Below are 20,003 nucleotides of genomic sequence, written 5' to 3' on the forward strand. Positions count from 1 at the left end.
CGAAAGGACTCAGGCGTGTGCCGGCACGGCGTCGAGCGTGGCACGGACATCTCCGAGACCGCGGGCGAGGATGAACTGGCCGCGACCTGACAGGGACGCCCAACATGACGAGGACGTATCCCACCGCCGAAGCATCCGCGGATCGGCTGACACCTCCACATCCGCGGTGGATCCGGGCTGAACTGTCACGCCGTGCCAGCCGACGAGTCGCACCGGTTGATCCGTTTCGACGGGGTCGAAGTACAACTGGACAACCTCTCGGCTTTCCCGTTCTCCGACGTTGGCAATGTTCACGTGCACACTCGATTCCCCGGTCAAGCGAGCATCCCGGTATTCCCAGGAGGAGTAGCCCAGGCCGTGGCCGAACCAGAAACTCGGCTCCGGGGCACGACCGGCATGATGCCCGCGATACCCGATGAAGACCCCTTCGGTGTACTGCAGGTCGCCGTTGGTCGGCGTCACCGACCAGGCTGGACACTGCCCGTCTTCGGCAGGAAACGTGGTGACCAGTCGACCGGTCGGCTCGATGGTGCCGTACAGGGCCGCCGCGACCGCGTGGCCGGCTTCCTGACCTGGCAACCCGACCCACAGGATGGCGTCCACCTCGTCACGCCAGGGCATGATTACCGGCGTCGCCCCATTGACCACCACAACCGTCCTCCGGGCGGCGGAGGCAACCGCTCGGACCATCGCGTCCTGATCACCCGATAGGTGCAGCGTCGACTTGTCGAAAGCCTCGGTCTCCACTTCATCCGTGGTGCCGACCACGACCACTGCGGTGTCGGCTTCGGTCGCCGCCGACACCGCCTCGGCGATGGCTTCATCGCTGTTGCGTTGTGCGGGAGCCATTGTCACGGCGAACCTGCCCGGGCTCATGGGCCTTCGGACGACACCGTTGATCTCGGTACCCGGGGTGACCACCTTGGTGTCGCGCCAGAACAGTGGTTGCTGCAAGGCTCCACCGAGAATCTCGTCCATCGACGGACCCGGCCTGTTGGTCTCGGCGCCGGACGATGGCTGGCCCACAGTGTATTCGAATGTGTCGTCACCAACGTTGACCGTCCAGTCACCGACACCGACTCCGCCTACATCGACTGGCCCATCCAGGGTAGTCACACCCCGGAACTCGATCGCGGCAACTTCAGCATCGAGGTCGTCGTCCCAGCCGACGGTGGTGACCGCGGAGGCGGAGCGACGTTCCTCGATCACCGCACCATCTGCGGACCGCAATACGAAATGAACCCCTGGTTCACGGGTATCCGGGTCGAGCAGAACACCCCGCCGCAGCGGGGCAGGACGGGTGCGCACTGCGACGCCGTCGACGACGGTGACTGAGGCGCCGGGCAATGCAGCCATTCCCTCGGCGATACTGACTTGGTGAGGCGGGTTGACCTCCGAGGAACCGCCCCCCATACATATTGTGTCGACGGCGTGCCTGCCGATCAGCGCAACGGACTGAGTTTGTTGCAGCGGAAGGATGCGGTCGCGATTGCTCAGGACAGTCATGCCTGCGGTGGCGAGTCGAATCATTTGCTCCTTGCGCACGAGTGACGTCGGTGTCGGCAGATCTGTGGGGTACTGTCGCTGCTCGCCGAGCGCACCGACACGTTCGGCCAGCACCAAGAGGCGATTGATGTGATCGTCGATCACCGACGTCGGAACCTCTCCCGCCTCCACAGCGGCGACCAGAGCTTCTCCCCAAGGGCCGTCGGGGCCGGGCATGACCAGATCCAGACCCCCGTTTGCGGCGGGCGCGGCCGTCTTGGTGGCAAACCAATCGGACATGATCAGGCCGTTGAAATTCCATTCATCCTTGACGATTTCGATGTTGACGTGCACTTGTTCGGTGGCGGCAACGCCGTTGACGTTGTTGTAGGCAGCCATGATCGACCAGGGACCGGCTTCTGCGACCGCGATCTCGAATGGGGTCAGGTACAACTCGCGGAGCGTGGCCTCGTCGACGACGCTGTTCATGGAATAGCGTTCGGTCTCGGACTCGTTGGCTATCAGGTGCTTGAGGCATGCGCCGACACCGGAGTCCTGCATTCCACGGACGTAGGCTGTCGCGAGATTGCCAGTTAGCAGTGGATCTTCCGAAAACGCCTCGAAGAGGCGGCCCCCCAGGGGGGAGCGGTGGAGGTTGATCGTCGGCCCTAGCACCACGTGAATCCGTTGGGCGAGCGCCTCTTCGGCGAGAAGCCGACCGGTGTCGTACAACACTTCGGTGTCCCAGCTCGAGGCCAGTACCGTTGCGTTCGGAAGGAGCGTCACCTGACGTACCCCGCTGGAGTCGAGCCCTCGAACACCCGTCGGGCCGTCGGACAGGCGAAGCTCGCCGAGTCCGATCGAGTCCTCTGCGGCGGCGGTGAATGTCGTTGCACCGGTGAGTAGCCGGACTTTCGACCGAAGATCGAGGGACGCGATCATCTTTGCGTGCCGAGATATTTCCGAGTCGGTGACCCTCGGGTGGGAACTGGGACTGTTCACGGTTTTCTCCTTCGTCGCCCCGATGATTCGGAGGTTGTTCAGCGCACCGATTTGATGGGAACGATTGCCATCGCACCCAAGAACACCATCACCGCGGCGACGCCGAGCAGCATGGCGTAGTTCTGTCCGCTGCTCCCGATATCGAGCATTATCGCGCCGATCAGCGGCGCGAGTGATTGCGGAACTGCGTTTGCGATGTTGAATACCCCGAGATCCTTCGCGGGGTTGTCCGGGTCGGGTAGTACGGCAAGCACGAGGGCGAAATCACTGGAGTAGTAGATCCCGTAGCCGACGCCGAGGATCGCTTCGACTATGTAGAAGCCCCCAACGGAGGTGATACCGATCAAGAAGAGGGTGCCGAAGCCGGAGATCACGGTCGAGATGAACACCGGCGCCTTACGACGATTCAATTTGTCGGCGATCATGCCTGCGAACAGGGTTGTCCCCAGGAGGCAGACCGTGTAGATGGTGACTCCGGTCGCCACGGCGCTGGTGGCGGCGCTCAGGTCGAGGCCGACGCGGTCTTGCATCCAGAACAGCCTGAATGTGGTGAACATGTAGAGGCCGATGAGGAATAGCAGGCGCGAGAGCAACACCCACGCGAAGTCCGGGTGCTTGCGCGGGTTCACCCAGAACATATGGATCAGCGCGCGAGCGCCCACCCGCGGTGGCTTGACCAGCAGCGGCTTGTCCGGGAGCAGGATCGCGTAGGTACCCATTCCGACCACACCGATGACGGCCGGCACCATGAACAACGCCAGCATGTTCGTTTCCAGCAGGCTGGCGACGTAGGTCGAGGCGAGGATTCCCAGGTTCTGCGTGATGTTCGTGTATCCGGAGATACTGGCGTGGCGGCGGGATGGGATCTGATCGGCGATGGTCGCCAGGTAAGCCGAAAAGGATGCGTTCGCGAAAATCTGCGCCACGAACCAGCCGATCACGAGAACGAAGACGCTGTTGGCGAGTGCGATGGCGAGCAGAGCTATGGCCAGGCCTACGATTCCTATTACCATCCATGGTCGGCGTCGTCCCCACGGCCCAGGGGTGCGGTCCGAGATGTATCCGAAAACGGGATTGGCGACAATCGCGGCGATGGCTCCGACACCGAGCACCAATCCCGTAGCCTGCGGTGCGTCGTCTTCGCCGACCAGGTCGATCAGCTTGATGCCCATGCTCACCATCACCGGTCCGAGCAGCGCCAAGAACAGCGCGAACTGTGCGAACCCGAAGGCCGCCAGCACCGGAACCGAGGGCATCTCCGTCGGGGGAGCGAGCACCGGACCCCCTGGTGGGGGTTTCTCCTCTGTGATTCCTCGCGGGATGTCACCAGAATCTGTTGACATCAGAACTCCTCTCCGCGTTGCCAATTCAGCGCAGTCCCCCGTGGATGGATAGGGTCTTATCTCACCTTCTTCACCGGCAGGATTGCCAAAGCTCCGAGCACTGCTACGGCAGCGCTGACGATGTAGAGCAGCGTGTAGTTCTGTCCCCCTGCTCCGACGGCGAGCAGCATTGCCCCGAACAACGGCGCAAGCGATTGGGGAGCGGCGTTGGCGATGTTGAAGATCCCGAGATCCTTTGCGGGATTGTCGGGATCAGGAAGCACCTCGATCGCTAGAGCGAGGTCGGCGCCGAAGTAGACCCCGTAGCCGATCCCGAGGATCGCTTGCGTCACGTAGAAGCCGGATACGGAGTCGACGCCGGCAAGCAACAGGAAGCTGACGGCGGAAATTACGACCGAGATCAAGATCAGGGGCTTGCGCCGTTTGATTCGATCGGAGACCACCCCGGCAATCTGCCCGATGATCATCAGGATCACGGTGTAGATGAGCACCCCGGTGGCCACGGCCGCGGCGGCGGAGTCGGTGTCGAGGCCGATGCGGTCCTGCATCCAGAACAGCCGGAACGAGATGAACATGAACATGCCGATGAAGAACAGGAGGCGTGAGAGGAACACCCACGCAAAGTCCGGGTGCTCGCGCGGGCTCACCCACATCATGGAAAGCCACTCGCGACCGCGCCGTGAAGGGGGCTTGACGAGCAGCGGCTTGTCCGGCAGTACGAGCGCGTACACGACCATGCCGATGACGCCGATGACCGCTGGAACCATGAAGATTGCAAACATGCTCTCCGAGAGGAAACTCACGGCGTAGACCGCGGCCAGGATGCCCGCCTGCTGCATGACGTTCACCAAGGCGGCGATGCTGGCGTGGCGATGGGTAGGAATCTGATCGGCGATGGTGGCCAAGTAGGCCGCGTAGGCTGCATTCGCGCAGATTTGTGCTGCGAACCAGCCGGCGAGCAGGACCGGAATGCTGTCGCTGACCGCTATGACGAGCAGACACAGGGCGAGTCCGACGCTGCCGCCAACCATCCATGGTCTACGGCGTCCCCAGGGACCGGTGGTGCGGTCGGACAGGTAGCCGAAAACCGGAGCCGCGACCAGTGCCGCAATCGCACCGACGCCGAGGACCAAACCCGCTGCCTGTGGTGCGTTGTCGGACCCGACCACAGCAGTCAGTTTGATCGCGATGCTCACGGTCGGCGGTCCGAGTAGGGCCACGAAGAGCGCGAACTGCGCGAATGCGAACGCGACGATTACCCAGGGCTTGGGCATCTTGGTCGGCAGATCGAGGTCCGAGTGTTTCTCCAACTTCACATTCGGGCCGTCGCCCCTGTCGGGGGTGCTGTCAGACGTAGTTGCCATTGACAGTTCCTCTTGCCGAATTCGGTCAGACCACCAATTCGTAACGAACATGCCTGAACGTGACTCGCGCCGCGATCGGCATCACTTGACCCAAGGTAGATCCGTTAGTGTGGGGAAGCAAGAGCGCATTTCGACCCGGATCGAGTCCTACCGTGGGCCCAGATAAGGGGCGTTCGGTTACGCCATGCTGTTGCTTTGCTTGCGACGAGTTGTCGGCCGACTGGAGTAGTGCCAGAAGAGCTTTCCAGCATGCCATCGAGTCGAGTGACGACACGGCTGCATCGGATCGCAAAGACTGGTGCGATCGCGTTCGGGTGGGTGGTCGGGCGAGTCCGTACTTCGTGTCTCGAAGCTCTACCGCACTTTCTTCACCGGGAGAATGGCGATGGCTCCGAGCAGTGCTACGACAGCGCTGGCGATGTAGAGCAGCGTGTAGTTCTGTCCCCCTGCTCCGATGGTGAGCAATATTGCCCCGAACAACGGCGCAAGTGATTGGGGAGCGGCGTTGGCGATGTTGAAGATCCCGAGGTCTTTTGCGATATTTTCGGGATCAGGCAGTACCTCGATGACCAGGGCGAGGTCGGCGCCGAAGTAGATCCCGTACCCGATCCCGAGGAGTGCCTCGACCCAGTAGAAGCCGGCTACGGAGTCGACGGTGGCAAGCAGCCCGAAGCCGATCGCGGACATCGCGACCGAGATGAAGACCAGGGGCTTGCGCCGCTTGATCCGATCGGAGACCATCCCGGCAATCTGCCCCGTGATCATCAGGATCACGGTGTAGATGAGTACCCCGGTGGCTACGACCGCGGCGGCGGAATCAGTGTCGAGGCCGATGCGGTCTTGCATCCAGAACAGCCGGAACGAGGTGAACAGGAACAGGCCGATGAAGAACAGGAATCGTGAGAGGAACGCCCAGGCGAAGTCCGGGTGTTCACGCGGATTAACCCAAATCAGCGAGAGCCACTCGCGAGCGCCCCGCGAAGGGGGCCTTACCAGCAGTGGTTTGTCCGGCAGTACGAGCGAGTACAGGACCATGCCGATGACGCCGATGACGGCTGGAACCATGAAGATTGCAAGCATGTTCCCAGATAGGAAACTGACGGCGTAGACGGCCACGAGGATCCCTGCCTGCTGGGTGACGTTCACCAACGCGGACATGCTTGCGTGACGGTGGGTAGGGATCTGATCAGCGATGGTGGCCAAGTAGGCCGACAACGCCGCGTTTGCGACGAGCTGTGCCACGAACCAGCTGGCAATCAGGACCGGAACGCTGTCGCTGATCGCCATGACGAGCAGGCACAGTGCGAGTCCGACGCTGCCGCCTACCATCCACGGCCGACGGCGTCCCCAAGGTCCGGTTGTTCGGTCGGACAGATAGCCGAAAATGGGACCGGCGACCAATGCCGCAATCGCACCGACGCCGAGGACCAACCCGGCTGCCTGTGGTGCGTTGTCGGACCCGACAACAGCGGTCAGTTTGATCGCGATACTGACGGTCGGCGGCCCGAGCAGGGCAACGAAGAGCGCGAACTGCGCGAACCCGAACGCGACGATCACCCTGGGTTTGGGCATCTCGGTCGGCGGAGCGAATTCCGACCGTTCGACCAGCTTCAAGCTGGGGTCATCGACTTTGCGCCCATCGGGGTTTCCATCTGAGGTAGTTGACATCGTGTACCTCTTGCCGAACCTGGCTGGAACAGGGACTCCTTGCGGAGCAATCTCGGAGTGTGACTCGCACCACAATCGGAGCCACTTGACCAAGGTAGATCCGTTAGTGTCGTGAAGCAAGGGCGCATCTCGATCACGCCCGAGTCATGCCGTCGGTCCAGGTGAGGGTGGTTGACTCGCCGGTTCCGGCTTGTTCGCAGATAGCGTCAGTAGATGGCTTCGAGTCGGGCTCGTGCCTCTCGAACAAGCAGTTGCGGCCTTTCGATTCGGCGGTCGGTTACGCCATGCAGTTGCTTCGCTTGCGATGAGTTGTCGGGCCGACAGGGGCAGTGCGAGAAGAGCTTTCCACCACTCCGGAGGGTGTGCGGTCGGGCAGTCTCGATCCACTGTGACACAGAGGTGATGCCTCGATCTTGTGACTCATACCGACATTCCTTGGCCGCGTGTTCGGATCGTCCAATAGGCTGGCCGCCTGTGCAGCCCGTGACGAGAATCCACGACATCCCTGGGCAGGCACGGTTGCCTGTCGAGGTGGCAGTGCTGGGCGATGTCGCCACCCGCAGGGACGGCGCACTGGTGCCACTGGCCGGAGCCCGGGCCCGGAGTCTCCTGGTCGCGCTGGCGCGACAACCGGGACGCAGGCGTAGTGTCGCGGCCCTCGTCGAGGACGTGTGGGGCGACGCTCCGCCCAAGTCGCCGGCGAATGCCCTGCACACCCAGGTCTCACGGTTGCGTACGGTGCTGCCGGACGGCGTCCTCGACGCCGGGCCCGCGGGCTACCGACTCACCCTTTCAGCCGAACAGGTCGATCTAGCGCGGGCACGACAACTCGCCCGGGAGGCGGGCGAGCAACATGCGGACGGCGACCATCTCGGCGCCGTCGAGACCGTGCAACTGGCAGGCGCGCTGTGGCGCGGCGAACCGGGGGCGGACCTGCCCGACGGTGACCTTGCGCGCGATCTGGCTCGGGAGGCCGCTTCGTACCGCGACGCGCTCGCTGCAACGGAACTCACCGCCCTGCTGGCCCTGGGGGAGTTCGAGCGAGCCCTACCGAAGGCCCGCGCCGCCGCGGAGGCTGCGCGGTTGGACGAGGGCTCGCACGCCGTACTGATGGAGTGCCTGCACGGTAGTGGTCGATCAAACGAGGCGCTGGAGGTGTTCGCGGGTCTTCGGGACCGGCTGGCCGATCGACTCGGGGCCGACCCGTCGGCGCGGCTCGTCGACCTCAACGCGGCGATCCTGCGCGGTGGCGTCGAGCCTGCAATCCGCGCCGTCCGCGATGACGTGGATGACGTGAGTGCAATACGCGTATCCGAGCGTGCAACCTTGCCGAACGTGATCGGACTGCGTGCTGCGCCGAACCGACTGCTCGGCCGCACGGAAGATCTGGAGGCGCTCGAGAGTCTGCTCGAGCGTTCGCGCGTTGTCACGGTGTTGGGGCCGGGTGGTACCGGCAAGACCCGGGTGGCCCATGCGCTCGGTGCCCATGTGGCCGAGCAGATGCCGGTCGCACTCGTCGAACTGGCTTCGGTACGCAGCGGCGAGGACCTGGTTGCCGCCATCAGCGGCACTCTCGGCCTCAGCGAGAGCGACCTCAGGCCAGGCGCATTGACACGCGCGCACATCCATGACGCTCGGCAACGGCTGCGCGACGCACTGTCGACCGGGCCGTCGCTGTTGGTGCTCGACAACTGCGAGCACCTTGTCGACGATGTCGCCGAGGTCGTGTCCGACCTGATCGGGGCGAGCGACCAACTCACCGTGCTCGCCACCAGTCGCTCCCCGATGTCGATCACCGCCGAGGCGGTGTATCCGTTGCCACCGTTGGCGATCGGTGACGAGAAGTCCCCGGCGGCCGAGTTGTTCCGGTCACGTGCGCTCGCGGTCCGGCCGTCGGCGCGGCTCGATCCGTCGGAGGTGACGCAGCTGTGCCGGACGCTGGACGGGCTGCCGCTTGCGATCGAGTTGGCCGCCGCGCGGGTTCGCACGATGAGCGTCGAGGAGATCAACGCCCGCCTCGTGGACCGCTTCGCGCTGCTGCGTTCGGGTGACCGCACGTCTCCGGCACGGCACCGCAACTTGCACGCCGTCATCGAGTGGAGTTGGAACCTGCTGGAGGAGTCGGAACGCGCCGCGCTGCGCCGACTGTGCCGCTTCCCCTCCGGGTTCACCCTGGACGCCGCCACCACGGTCGCGCAGTGGGGCGGCGTCGAGGACGCGGCCGACGCACTCGAGGGGCTGGCGAACCACTCGATGCTGTCGGTTGTCGAACCGGCCTCCGGGACCGACTCGTTCGGCCTGCGGTACCACATGCTCGAGACCGTTCGCGAGTTCGGTGAAGAGCAGTTGCTCGCCGGTACGAACGCGTCGGAGGCCGAAGAAGTTCGGCGCAGGACGGCGCGGTGGGCCGAACAGCTTTCCCAGAAGGTTGTGCGTGATTTCCTTGCAGGCAAACAGACCTCGGTCGCCCACTGTGTCCGGGCCGAGCACGAGAATCTCCGTGCCGTTCTCCGACATGCGCTGGCCGAGAAGCAGGTCCGGACCGCGTTGACGGTATTCCCGGTGCTCGGTGGCGTGTGGGCCGCCTGCGGCGCCCACTCCGAGGTGTCTACTTGGGCGCCGAGGCTGCTGGACCTCGACGGATCGGCCCTCTCACCCGACGAGGTCCCGGGCGACCACCTCGCCATCAGCTACGTGCTGGCCGCCGTGCATGTGACCACGGACGGAAACGTCCGCCCGGTAGCCATCGCACGGACCCGACTGCGACGCCTTCTCGCTGCGCGACAAGACATTTCCGAACGACTGCGGATCGCGGCGTCGCTGGTGCTCACCCCGGCGACGGGCCGGGGAGTGTCGCGATTGCTCGCGACCGCAGTCCGCTCGGACGATCCGGACGCGCGCATCCTGGCGCTGATAGCAAGAGCCAGTCTCCGGCAGAATAACGGCGACCTGTACGGCTCCGAATCGGACGCGAAGCGTGCGCTCGCGCTTACGGAGGAACCCGACTCGTGGGATCACGCGCTGCTGAGCCAACATCTGGGCAGCGTTTGCGCTCAGTCTGGGCGGTACGCGGAGGCCATCGCCTACTACCGGCGCTCCGCCGAGGGGCTGTGGAAGCTGCATCTCTACGACGAGAACCTGCAAGTGCGGGGATTCTTGGTGGCTGCGATGGTCGGCGATGGGCAGATGGACCAGGCGCGTTCGGAACTCGAGCGGCTCCGCCCGGCGCATCGCGGCGGGCTTGCGCGTGCCGACGATCCACATAACCAGGCGTCGCTCGCGATGGGAACCGCGGAGGCGGATCTCGCAGCCGGGCTCGTGGACCAGGGCCTGGCCGAGTACCGGCGTGCCGCAGCGTGTGCCGGCAATCTGGAGGTATCACTGGGCGTCGACCTCTACGAGATCATGGTGGCGGTAGCGGCTGTCGACGCGCATGCCCTCGCCGGACGGATCGAGTCGATCGCAGATCTGGCGGACCGCCTGCCGTCCGTTGCCGTTGCACGCCTCGGACCGGGAGGCTTTCCCGATCTCACACTGGTGGGTGCAGTGGCGTGCGCCGTCGGCACGGTCGACATCGCCGGTCGTGATCCTGACCGGGGACTGCGCCTGCTCGCACTTGCCACGAGAGTGGCTGCCCGGCAGGACTGTCCGTCGATGCGCCTGGACCGGCACCTGACTCGGGCGCGGACGGTCCTCGGTGACGCGGACGTCGCGACAGCGCTGGCGTCCGTGGAGGGGACGCCCCGCGCTGCCGCGTACTACGAGATCCTCGACATCCTAGCCGCACTGGGCTCGTGAACCGTCAGGCCTTGCGCATGAAGGTCCGCACGGTCAACGGCGCCATGATCCCGACGATCACGGCCGCGCCCAGCAGGGCCCACACTGTGTTGATGCCGAAGTGCCCGTCGTTCGCGAGTTCGCGGACGGCGGTGACCAACTGCGACACGGGATTGATGTTGACGAAGGCCTGCACCCATCCTGGCATCGTGTCCGCCGGGACGAACGCGTTGGACATGAACACCAGCGGAAAGAGGGTCAACATCGAGAGGCCCTGCACGGCAGTGGCTTTGTTCATAATCACACCCAAGAAAGCGAAGATCCAGCTGATCGCGAACGCGCACACCATGATCAGCAGTGCTGCGGACACCACGCCGACGACCCCGCCGCCTGGACGGTAGCCCATGGCAAGACCGATGATGATGGTGATTGTCGTCGCGATCAGATAGCGGACGACGTCGGCGATCAATGCTCCTGACAGCGGGGCGATTCGGGCGATCGGCAGTGACTTGAACCGGTCGAACACCCCCTTGTCCATGTCGTCGCGCAACTGCGTGCCGGTCACGATCGATGCCGTGATCACCGTCTGCACCAGAATGCCCGGGATGATGATCGGCAAATACGACTGCACGTCTCCGGAGATCGCACCACCGAAGATGTACGTGAACATGGCGGTGAAGATGATCGGCGAGAGCACTACATCGAACAACTGCTGGGGATTGTGTTTGATCTTGAGGATGCCGCGGTAGGCCATCGTGAAACTGTGGGCGATCGCGGCCTGGAGGCTGATTCGGTCGACGGCCTCGATGGTCGGCGTTGCAGTCGTTCTGGCTGGCGAGGTGAGTGTGGTGGTCATGCGATGCTCCGTTCGGACTCTGCGGTGTCGTGCCCGGTGATGGTGAGGAAGACTTCGTCGAGGCTCGGCCTGGAGACGGTGATCTCGTCGACGGCGATCGACCGATCCCGCAGTTGTAGAAGTAGATCCGCCGCGATCGACGGATCCGACAGTGGTGCGGTGATTCGGCCCGATTCGGGGGTGACGGCGGCTTCGAGGCCCAGAGCGCTGGAGATGACGGTCCGGGCCTGCTCGATCAGGTCACGGTCCGCCAGGGTCAGTTGTAGCGCCGATGCTCCCACCGAAGCCTTCAACTCGTCGGCGGTACCGTCCGCGATCACCCGACCGCGGTCTATGACGGCGATTCGGTCGGCGAGCTGATCGGCCTCGTCGAGGTACTGCGTCGTGAGCAGCACGGTCGAGCCTTCCGCGACGAGTTGTCGGATGGTGTCCCACATCTGTGCGCGTGTCCTCGGATCGAGCCCGGTGGTCGGCTCGTCGAGGAACAGCAGCGGCGGACGGGCGATGAGGCTGGCCGCGAGGTCGAGACGCCGGCGCATGCCGCCGGAGAAGTCCTTGAGCGGCTTGGACGCAGCCTCTGTCAGTCCGAACTCCTCGAGGAGCTCGGTGGCTTTAGCTTTGGCGGCGCCGCGACCCAGGCCCAGAAGACGCGAGAAGATGACCAGATTTTCCGTGGCGGTGAGTTCCTCGTCGACTGATGCGTACTGTCCGGCGAGGCCGACAAGGGACCGGACGGCTGCCGCCTCGCGGACGACGTCTCGGCCGAAGATGCGGGCCTCGCCGCCATCGGGACGCAGCAATGTTGCGAGCATGCGCACGGTCGTGGTCTTGCCGGCGCCGTTGGGGCCGAGCACGCCGTACACCGATCCGGTCGGCACAGTGAGGCTCACGCCGTCCACCGCGCGCTGCCCACCGAAGGTCTTGACGAGCCCGACGGCTTCGATTGCCGGGGGTGAGGTGTTGAGGTTCATGACCTCACGATGAAGGGGGCCGCTTGCATCGGACTCGCATCGGCCTTGCGTCGAGCTTGCACGGGCTTGCACCGACATGAGTCGGGTCCGTCGGGGTTGGTGATGGTGGTCAGTGGCGTCCGGGTCGACTCTCGAGGTCCCCGCTGCTCACCCGTCGTCGAGGGCGCGGTCGACCAACGCGGCCATGACGGGGGAGAGCGCTCTCGCGTATTGGATAGTGAGGTGATTGTCGTCACGGAACACAAGGTCGCTGCCAATGATCACCGGGCAACGGTCTGCCGTGCAGAACAGGTCGGTGAGATCGGCGTAACGTCCGCCTCCGGCCGCGGTGGCCGCCGCCTCGGCGGCAATGCCCGAGGCGTTCATCGCCTCTGTACGCTCCGGCGAACACGCCATGGCGTCGTCGAGGTGCGTGGACAGACACGTCGGCACAGTGGAGTGCGGATCCGGCACCGGACCGAGGACCAGCACGTCCGCCCCAGTAGCGCGTAGCTGCGCCACCATGCGGGTCAGGCTTTCGAGCCATTCGGGACCGTACATGGTGAAGCCGAAGTCGCCGCCGTAGCGGCGCGACATGCTCAGCACGATCATTTTGGGCCGTTCGGCCTGCAACCGGGCGACGACCTCGCCGCGCCACTGCTCGCACTCGGTGTATTCGCGGCCGAGGTAGGGGCTGGTCAGCGGCAGGTCCAGCAGCGGGCAGGTGACCTTGCCCAGGGTCTCGAGCCGCCAGTGCCGCTGTTCGGCGATCTGCTCGAATGCCGGGTTCCACATCGCCGCGTGCGAGTCGCCGACCAGGGCCACCGTGGTTGGCGAGGCAGTGTCACCCGACGCGCATTCGCCTTGCCCGACCTCGAGCCACGAGCGCACACATCCGTTGACGAACACGTTGGGCGTACTCGAGGATGCGTCAGCCAGTGGCGGGGAGAGATTCGATGGAACGGCACGCAGCCCGACCGAGGCCGCGACCGCGGTCTGCACCTGCGCGGTCAGTTCCTGCACTGCGGCCTCGTATGGATCGACGGTGGGCGCGGCGGGTTGTGTAGGGGCGGTGACCCTCAGCGCCGTAGCTGCCTGCCCTTGGCCGACCGGGACCGGTCGCACCGTGAGTAGAACAAGGCAGGCGCACACGGCGAGAGCGGTGGCGGCGCCGCCGACAGCGAGACTGCGGGTCGCGAAGTTGCGCAGCACAGGGGTGAACCGGACGGGGTTCTCCACCAGGTGCAGCGTGAGCGCGGCGAGCACTGCAGCCACCGCGACAGCGGTCAGGCGACCGGGTAGTCCGAGGTCGCGACCGACGAGTGCCGGCGTCAGGATCAGCAGCGGCCAGTGCCACAGGTACCAGGAGTAGGACAGGCGCCCGACTGCGCCCATCGTGGACTGGGATAGCCCGCGGCTGACGCCGAGTTGCGGGGCCGCGCACCCGGCGACGATCACCAGCATGGTACCCACCACAGGTAGCAAGGCCGCCGTGCCGGGATAGGGCGTCGCCTCACCGAGTCGCAAGCAAGCTACGACGATCAGGGCCAGCCCCGTCCAGCCCGCGACGACGGCAGGAAGCACCGGCAGTCTGCGCCAGAGGGGAACAGTGAGCGCAATCAGTCCACCGGCGGCCAACTCCCACGCCCGCGACGGCAGCGTGAAGAACGCCCACGGCGGCAGCGTGTGAGTCCACGACAGCGACACTGCGAACGACCCCACCGCAACCAACGTCAAGACCAGCACGTAAGGCATGACGGGCTGTGGTGCCCCGACGTCGTCGGGCGCACGCCGGCGACGGATCAGCCAGGCCGTGCCCACGATCAGTGCAGGCCACAGCAGGTAGAACTGCTCCTCCACGCCGAGTGACCAGTAGTGCTGGAACGGCGACGGCGGTGCATCTGCCGCCAGGTAGTCGGTGCCGTGCAGCGCGAACCGGTAGTTCCCGACGTACAGCGCGCTCGCGATGCCGTCGCCGATCGCTTCGCGCGCCTGCAACGGTGGCAGCAGCAGCGCCGAACCGATCGCGGTGACGACCAGCACGAGGGTCCCGGCAGGCAGCAATCGGCGGGCCCGCGCGCCGTAGAAGCGGGCCACGCGGACGGTGCCGGTGGTCTTCACGTCCCGCCAGAGCAGCCCGGTGATGAGGAATCCCGAGACGACGAAGAAGACGTCGACACCGACGAATCCGCCGCCGGTGCCGGGTACACCCGCGTGGAATAGGACGACGGCGAGCACCGCGACGGCCCGCAGCCCCTCTATGTCGGGCCGGAATCCCTGTTCGGGCGGGGCGGAGACGGAACCGGTCACCTGCTTGCCCGGGGAGCCCGCCGGCGGAACGAATATCGCCGACGGGCCTTTCGAAGCAGCGTGGCGGCCGGAGGGGGGCACTTGCGCAATTATGCCCGCAGTGACTGAGGCCACACGAGTGTCGCAGCGTCGGCTACATGACTGCGGGGCATCGCAATAGCTCTGGAGGTTGTCGATCGGGCGGCCTGGTTCGGCGCTATCGGCCGAGGGGCGTGAGCAGTTGGTGGGGGTAGTGGTGCCGTTGGGGCGGGTGTGTAGTCGGTTGCGATAGGTTGATCTGTTACCCGCATCGCGGGAACCGCCGGTGGGTTTCGGCGCGGTGAGCGGGAGGACGAGGAATGACGACCGACGAGTACCTGCGCGGCGTGGGGCCGGAGTCGACGATGGTGCCGGCAATGATCAGTCCGGTGTCGGGTGGGCTGGTCCGTACCTGGACCGAGACCGAGAGCATGCTGTGGAGTGTCGAGGACCCCGACCGGCTCGGTGGAGTACTCGGCCGTGGACTTGTCGGTCGTACCCCGATGCCAGACAACCGCTTTCGCGAGGCCTTGTTGCTGAACCGGGACACCGGCACGCTGCTGGTACAGGGCCGCTTCGTATCGGGGTCGGGGGAGTCGGCGCAAGTGCAGGCGAACATCGTGCAGCTCGGTGAGCCGGTCAGGCCTGAAACGAACCCGTGGACAGACCTTGAACAATTCCTCACAGCGGCGGCGGTCTCAGCCGCCGAGCGAGGCGAGTTCTATGTGGCGGAGTTGGGCGGCTGGAACGCGCCGAGCGAGCCGTACTGTCTGTTCGCTGTCCTCGATCAGGGTGCTGGCCCGGTGTCCCTGCTCGAGGCGGCTCCGGTCCCGCGTGGCACAAGTATCTGGCCCGAAGCACCACGTGATCAGCCAGGGGCGACGGTGTCGTCACCCGCCGACGCCTCGTCGCTGTCGGTGGTGGGGGCCTTCGTTGCGTCGGCGATCAGCACTTGGGGGGTGACGCCGTGGGACGTGGCATTGACTTTCGGGACGCTGGGGGAGGGCGCGTGACTGCCGCCAACCGGCTGCGGCGGCAGCGCCGCGAGGCTCGAACGCCTTTGGAGGGATGCCGACGAAGGGATGCCCGAGCGGAGAGAGGTCAAAAGTACCAGGGGTAGGGAGTCCAGTCCGGGGCGCGCTTTTCCAGGAAGGAGTCGCGGCCTTCGACGGCTTCGTCGGTCATGTAGGCCATGCGTGTTGCTTCGCCCGCGAACAGTTGCTGGCCGACGAGTCCGTCGTCCTGCAGGTTGAAGGCGTATTTGAGCATGCGTTGTGCCTGGGGGGACTTGCCGTTGATCTTGGTGGCCCATTCGATCGCGACGTCTTCGAGTTCGGAGTGGTCGACGACCTTGTTGACCGCGCCCATCTGGTGCATCTCTTCGGCGGTGTAGGTCTCGCCGAGGAAGAAGATTTCGCGGGCGAACTTCTGCCCCACCATTTTTGCGAGGTATGCACTGCCGTAGCCGCCGTCGAAGCTGCCGACGTCGGCGTCGGTCTGCTTGAAACGGGCGTGTTCGCGGCTGGCGAGCGTGAGATCGCACACAACGTGCAGGCTGTGACCACCGCCTGCGGCCCAGCCGTTGACGAGGCAGATGACGACCTTCGGCATGAACCGGATCAGTCGTTGAACCTCGAGGATGTGGAGCCGCCCGGCGCGTGCTTTGTCGATCGTGTCCGAGGTCTCGCCGGCGCGGCCGGTGGTCGCATCGTGTTCGGTGTATTGATATCCGCTACGGCCACGGATGCGCTGGTCGCCGCCGGAGCAGAAGGCCCAGCCGCCATCCTTTGAGCTCGGGCCGTTTCCGGTGAGAAGCACGGCGCCCACATCGGATGTCATGCGGGCGTGGTCGAGCGCGCGGTACAGCTCGTCGACGGTGTGCGGGCGGAAGGCGTTGCGCACATCGGGACGGTCGAACGCCACACGGACGATGCCCTGGTCAACGTGCCGATGGTAGGTGATGTCGGTCAGGTTCTCGAAGCCGGGAACCGGTCGCCAGTGCTGCGGGTTGAAGGTCACGGCGTCGAGATTATCGGTTGGTGTCAGCGGGTGCCCACGCGCGCTTATGTTCAGTCCCCGTTTACCGTGCAGGTATGAGCGAACAGACCGCCGACGCGGCGAACCGGGTGAATTCCGCGCCACAGCGCGACGACGACTACGAACATCACGGCGGATTCCCCAAGTTCGAGGCCGCAACGCCTGATCCCACTTGGGCGCGATTCGTCGAGGGAATGCGCACCCTGCAGGATCTCGCGGTGTCGATCAATGCACCCGGAGATGTGCTGGCGCAAGCGGTCGACCAGGTCGAAGCACTCGGTGAACTCCTCGGGCGCCACGTCGCGCCCGAGGGCGTATCGCCTGCAGGGCGGTCGATCGAGCTCCCCGGGCGCGGCAGCCTGCTCATGCTCCCGTGGACGGTGGAGAAGTTCGGTCCGGACGGCGTCCGTAGCACGGGTGTTTTCCGGCGCTTCCACCTCGGCGGCAACGGTGCGGCGCACGGCGGCACGCTGCCCCTGCTGTTCGATGACCTGATGGGAATGATCCTCCATGCGTACGGCCGACCGATCAGCCGGACCGCCTACCTGCATGTGAACTACCGTGCGATCACCCCGCTCGACAAGCAGCTGACCGTGGAGGGCAGCGTGGATCATGTCGAGGGACGAAAGACGTACATCACCGCGCGGCTGACAGACGGCGACACCCTGCTCGCAGACTGCGAGGCCCTGATGCTCGAGCTGCTGCCGGGACAGCCCTGACGTCGTGATGTCACTGCCTGCGGTGGAAGAAGTCCTGGCCGACGCCGTCGTGGTGAGTCTGCCCATGCGCGTGCGGTTTCGGGGGATCACGACCCGAGAGGCATTGCTGCTCCGCGGGCCCGCCGGTTGGGGCGAGTTCTCGCCCTTCCCCGAGTACACGGACGAGGAAGCCGCGCACTGGTTGCAGTCCGCGATAGAGGACGCCTGGCTCGGACCGCCGCCTGCGGTCCGGGCTCGGGTGCCGATCAACGCAACCGTTCCCGCGGTCGAGGCCGCGGCGGTGCCCGGAGTTCTCGAGCAGTTTCCCGGCGCGCGCACGGCGAAAGTGAAAGTAGCCGAACGTGGGCAGACCCTGGATGACGATCTCGCTCGGGTGGCTGCTGTCCGGGAGCTGATCCCGAACGTGCGCATCGACGCCAACGGGGGGTGGTCGGTGGACGAGGCGGAGACGGCGTTGCGCGTCCTCTCAGCGGACGGCCCGCTCGAATATGCGGAGCAACCATGCGTGAGCGTCCCCGAATTGGTGGAGGTGCGCAGGAGGGTGCCCGGAGTGCGCGTGGCTGCTGACGAGAGCATTCGCCGGGCGGACGATCCTCTGAAGGTCGTTCGCGCAGGAGGAGCCGACATAGCGGTCGTCAAGGTCGCCCCTCTCGGTGGCATGAGGAGGCTGCTGTCATTGGCGGAACAGTTGTCCACGTACGGGGTCCCGGTGGTCGTATCGAGTGCTCTGGACACTGCTGTGGGTATTGCTGCGGGTGTGGCGGCGGCCGCGGCTCTTCCCGACCTGCAGTTCGCCTGCGGGCTGGGCACAGGGGGGCTGTTCGAGTCGGATGTGGCTCTGCCGCGTGAACCTGTCAACGGCGAGCTCGCCGTCCGCGCGGTGATACCCGACACAGCACGCATCGAGGCGCTCACCACCTCGACAGAGACTTCGCGCTGGTGGATGGAACGTGCGCGTCGGTGTCACGGCCTGCTCGATAATCGCGACGGTCTGTTTTACGTATAGTGTCTGGCCGAACCTTATCGCTCAGATAACACGGAGGCATTGAAAGTGGTTGCAGCTCTGAACGAAACCCTGCTCGACGAGTCGCGCATCCCCGCGGTGATCGCGGACGTGCAGACTCTGATCGACGAAGAGGTCTCGGACAAGTCGGGCGCCTCGGGGTTGGCACTGAAGGGCGGGTACGCCACGGTCAAGAAGTTGGGACCGACCATCGTGCCAGCCGCAATCGAGGGCCTTCTGCCGGAATTCGTTACCAAGCTCGAGCCGTACTGGCAGGCGTTCGCAGCCAGTGGTGAGAGTGCATTCTCCGAGTACCTGGTCGCGCGTGGCGACGAGGTCGCAGACTCCTTGCTCGGCGTCACCGACGAGCGCATCGAGAACAGCGAGCGCACGGCGATCAAGAAGGTGTACTCCACGCTGCGTCCGTCTGCGAAGAAGAATGTGATCGAGGCACTTCCGCGTCTGGGAGTCCTCGTTCAGAAGCACGTCGGCTGAGGTTTGCTGTGAGCGGGCGAGTGCGCGGTGGCGCACTCGCCGGCCAACGGGTATCCGCCAGCTCACGGATGTAACGGTGTAGCTCGGGTTTTCAATAGGAGGCGTGACCGTGGCGCCAATAGCCCGTGAACGCAATGTCGGACTTGGGTAAACCGCGGTCGCCGACGAGATGGCGTCGCAGCGAGGTGGCCAGTTGGCTCTCTCCGGCGACGAACGCGTATGACGGGCCTGCCGGCAACTCGGCCTCCATGACCGTGCGCAGAGCAAGTGCTCCCGGGCGGGCAGTTGTGTCCTCGCGGACGAGCCAGTGGATGTTCACCTTGTCGCCCACCGGTACGTGCTGTGCATCATCTGCATCGGCAATCTCGACGAATACCTCGGCGCGCAGGTCGGGAGGAGCCGAATTCAAGATCCCGACGATCGCGGGGAGCGCACTCTCGTCGCCGACGAGCAGCTGCCATTCGGCGCCGGGTGTGGGGTTGTAGATCAGCCCCTCGTCGAGGATCGCCACTTCGTCCCCGGCGGTCGCCGAACTTGCCCAAGCGGATGCAGGTCCGAGATCACCGTGCGAGGTGAAGTCGATATCGATCTCGGTGGTACCACCGAACAGTCCTGATCCGGCCGCGCGAAATTCGCGGATCGTGTAATTGCGCACGACGGGCCGGACGTCCTTGGGCATCAGCTTGTACTTGGCGTACCAGAATCCACTTGCGTTGGTCGGTAGCCGCAGTTTCTTCTGACCCTGCTGGGGGACGAACATCCGGAACCATTGGTCGAAACCCATGGGGCTCACAGAGCTGAGTTCATCTCCCGCGATGGTGACCCGGACGAAGTTGGGGCTGATCTTCTTGCCTGCAACGACTTGCGCGGACGAGATCCGGCGGTGCTGAGGTTTGACGAACTTGCCGCGCTGAGCCATGACGTTGGTTATCCCCCGTTGGGTGCCGTTTATCAGGCAAGCCTAACCAATTGTCTC

14 protein-coding genes are annotated in these 20,003 nt (G+C 65.1%); 5 read left to right on the forward strand and 9 right to left on the reverse strand.

All coding sequences use genetic code 11. From position 1 onward, the window contains the following. Positions 1-9: 9 nt before the first annotated feature. The 4 genes from AB0I57_RS15670 to AB0I57_RS15685 all read right to left on the reverse strand — a co-directional run bounded on the left by AB0I57_RS15670 (position 10) and on the right by AB0I57_RS15685 (position 6,862). Positions 10-2,487, reverse strand: a complete 2,478-nt coding sequence (locus AB0I57_RS15670) for a glycoside hydrolase family 3 C-terminal domain-containing protein (RefSeq protein ID WP_358336868.1) — start codon at positions 2,485-2,487, stop codon at positions 10-12. Positions 2,488-2,525: 38 nt separating this feature from the next. Next, the gene (locus AB0I57_RS15675) at positions 2,526-3,830 is read right to left on the reverse strand and encodes an MFS transporter (RefSeq protein WP_358336871.1); all 1,305 of its coding nucleotides are present in this window, start codon (positions 3,828-3,830) and stop codon (positions 2,526-2,528) included. A 56-nt stretch (positions 3,831-3,886) separates the two neighbouring features. Then, positions 3,887-5,194 carry an MFS transporter gene (locus AB0I57_RS15680; RefSeq protein ID WP_358336874.1) on the reverse strand — a complete coding sequence of 436 codons (1,308 nt, stop codon included), beginning with the start codon at positions 5,192-5,194 and terminating at the stop codon, positions 3,887-3,889. 354 nt (positions 5,195-5,548) lie between these two features. Beyond that, a complete protein-coding gene (locus tag AB0I57_RS15685) occupies positions 5,549-6,862 on the reverse strand; it encodes an MFS transporter (RefSeq protein WP_358336877.1) in 1,314 nt (437 codons plus the stop codon). Between the two features lie 474 nt (positions 6,863-7,336). Here AB0I57_RS15685 and AB0I57_RS15690 point away from each other — a divergent pair, with 474 nt between their 5' ends. After that, positions 7,337-10,660, forward strand: coding sequence for a BTAD domain-containing putative transcriptional regulator (locus AB0I57_RS15690; RefSeq protein WP_358336880.1), 3,324 nt, complete (start codon positions 7,337-7,339; stop codon positions 10,658-10,660). 4 nt (positions 10,661-10,664) lie between these two features. Here the strand turns inward: AB0I57_RS15690 and AB0I57_RS15695 are convergent, their stop codons facing one another. The 3 genes from AB0I57_RS15695 to AB0I57_RS15705 form a co-directional block, all read right to left on the reverse strand. Further along, the gene (locus AB0I57_RS15695; RefSeq protein ID WP_358336883.1) at positions 10,665-11,495 is read right to left on the reverse strand and encodes an ABC transporter permease; all 831 of its coding nucleotides are present in this window, start codon (positions 11,493-11,495) and stop codon (positions 10,665-10,667) included. Continuing rightward, positions 11,492-12,466, reverse strand: a complete 975-nt coding sequence (locus AB0I57_RS15700; RefSeq protein ID WP_358336885.1) for an ATP-binding cassette domain-containing protein — start codon at positions 12,464-12,466, stop codon at positions 11,492-11,494. The genes AB0I57_RS15695 and AB0I57_RS15700 overlap by 4 nt, the downstream gene beginning before the upstream one ends. A 147-nt stretch (positions 12,467-12,613) precedes the next feature. Then, positions 12,614-14,755, reverse strand: a complete 2,142-nt coding sequence (locus AB0I57_RS15705; protein ID WP_358337524.1) for an acyltransferase family protein — start codon at positions 14,753-14,755, stop codon at positions 12,614-12,616. 338 nt (positions 14,756-15,093) lie between these two features. Between AB0I57_RS15705 and AB0I57_RS15710 the strand changes: the two genes are divergently transcribed. Next, on the forward strand, positions 15,094-15,786 hold the full coding sequence (locus AB0I57_RS15710) for a hypothetical protein (protein WP_358336887.1): 693 nt from the start codon (positions 15,094-15,096) through the stop codon (positions 15,784-15,786). Positions 15,787-15,874: 88 nt separating this feature from the next. Here the strand turns inward: AB0I57_RS15710 and AB0I57_RS15715 are convergent, their stop codons facing one another. Continuing rightward, positions 15,875-16,792 carry a 1,4-dihydroxy-2-naphthoyl-CoA synthase gene (locus AB0I57_RS15715; RefSeq protein ID WP_358336890.1) on the reverse strand — a complete coding sequence of 306 codons (918 nt, stop codon included), beginning with the start codon at positions 16,790-16,792 and terminating at the stop codon, positions 15,875-15,877. A gap of 74 nt (positions 16,793-16,866) precedes the next feature. Between AB0I57_RS15715 and AB0I57_RS15720 the strand changes: the two genes are divergently transcribed. Genes AB0I57_RS15720 through AB0I57_RS15730 form a run of 3 tightly spaced genes read left to right on the forward strand, consistent with a single transcriptional unit; the run spans position 16,867 to position 19,027 of the window. Next, on the forward strand, positions 16,867-17,529 hold the full coding sequence (locus tag AB0I57_RS15720) for a PaaI family thioesterase (protein WP_358336893.1): 663 nt from the start codon (positions 16,867-16,869) through the stop codon (positions 17,527-17,529). A 7-nt stretch (positions 17,530-17,536) separates the two neighbouring features. After that, positions 17,537-18,535: an o-succinylbenzoate synthase gene (locus AB0I57_RS15725; RefSeq protein ID WP_358337527.1), complete on the forward strand. Its 999-nt coding sequence runs from the start codon at positions 17,537-17,539 to the stop codon at positions 18,533-18,535. Positions 18,536-18,580: 45 nt separating this feature from the next. Next, positions 18,581-19,027 carry a hypothetical protein gene (locus AB0I57_RS15730; protein WP_358336896.1) on the forward strand — a complete coding sequence of 149 codons (447 nt, stop codon included), beginning with the start codon at positions 18,581-18,583 and terminating at the stop codon, positions 19,025-19,027. Between the two features lie 91 nt (positions 19,028-19,118). On the opposite strand, the gene AB0I57_RS15735 is transcribed toward AB0I57_RS15730, so the two are convergent. Beyond that, positions 19,119-19,946, reverse strand: coding sequence for a siderophore-interacting protein (locus AB0I57_RS15735; RefSeq protein WP_358336899.1), 828 nt, complete (start codon positions 19,944-19,946; stop codon positions 19,119-19,121). Between the last annotated feature and the right edge of the window lie 57 nt (positions 19,947-20,003).

This window comes from Rhodococcus sp. NPDC049939 (assembly GCF_040656415.1).
In the GTDB taxonomy this organism is placed as follows: domain Bacteria; phylum Actinomycetota; class Actinomycetes; order Mycobacteriales; family Mycobacteriaceae; genus Rhodococcus_F.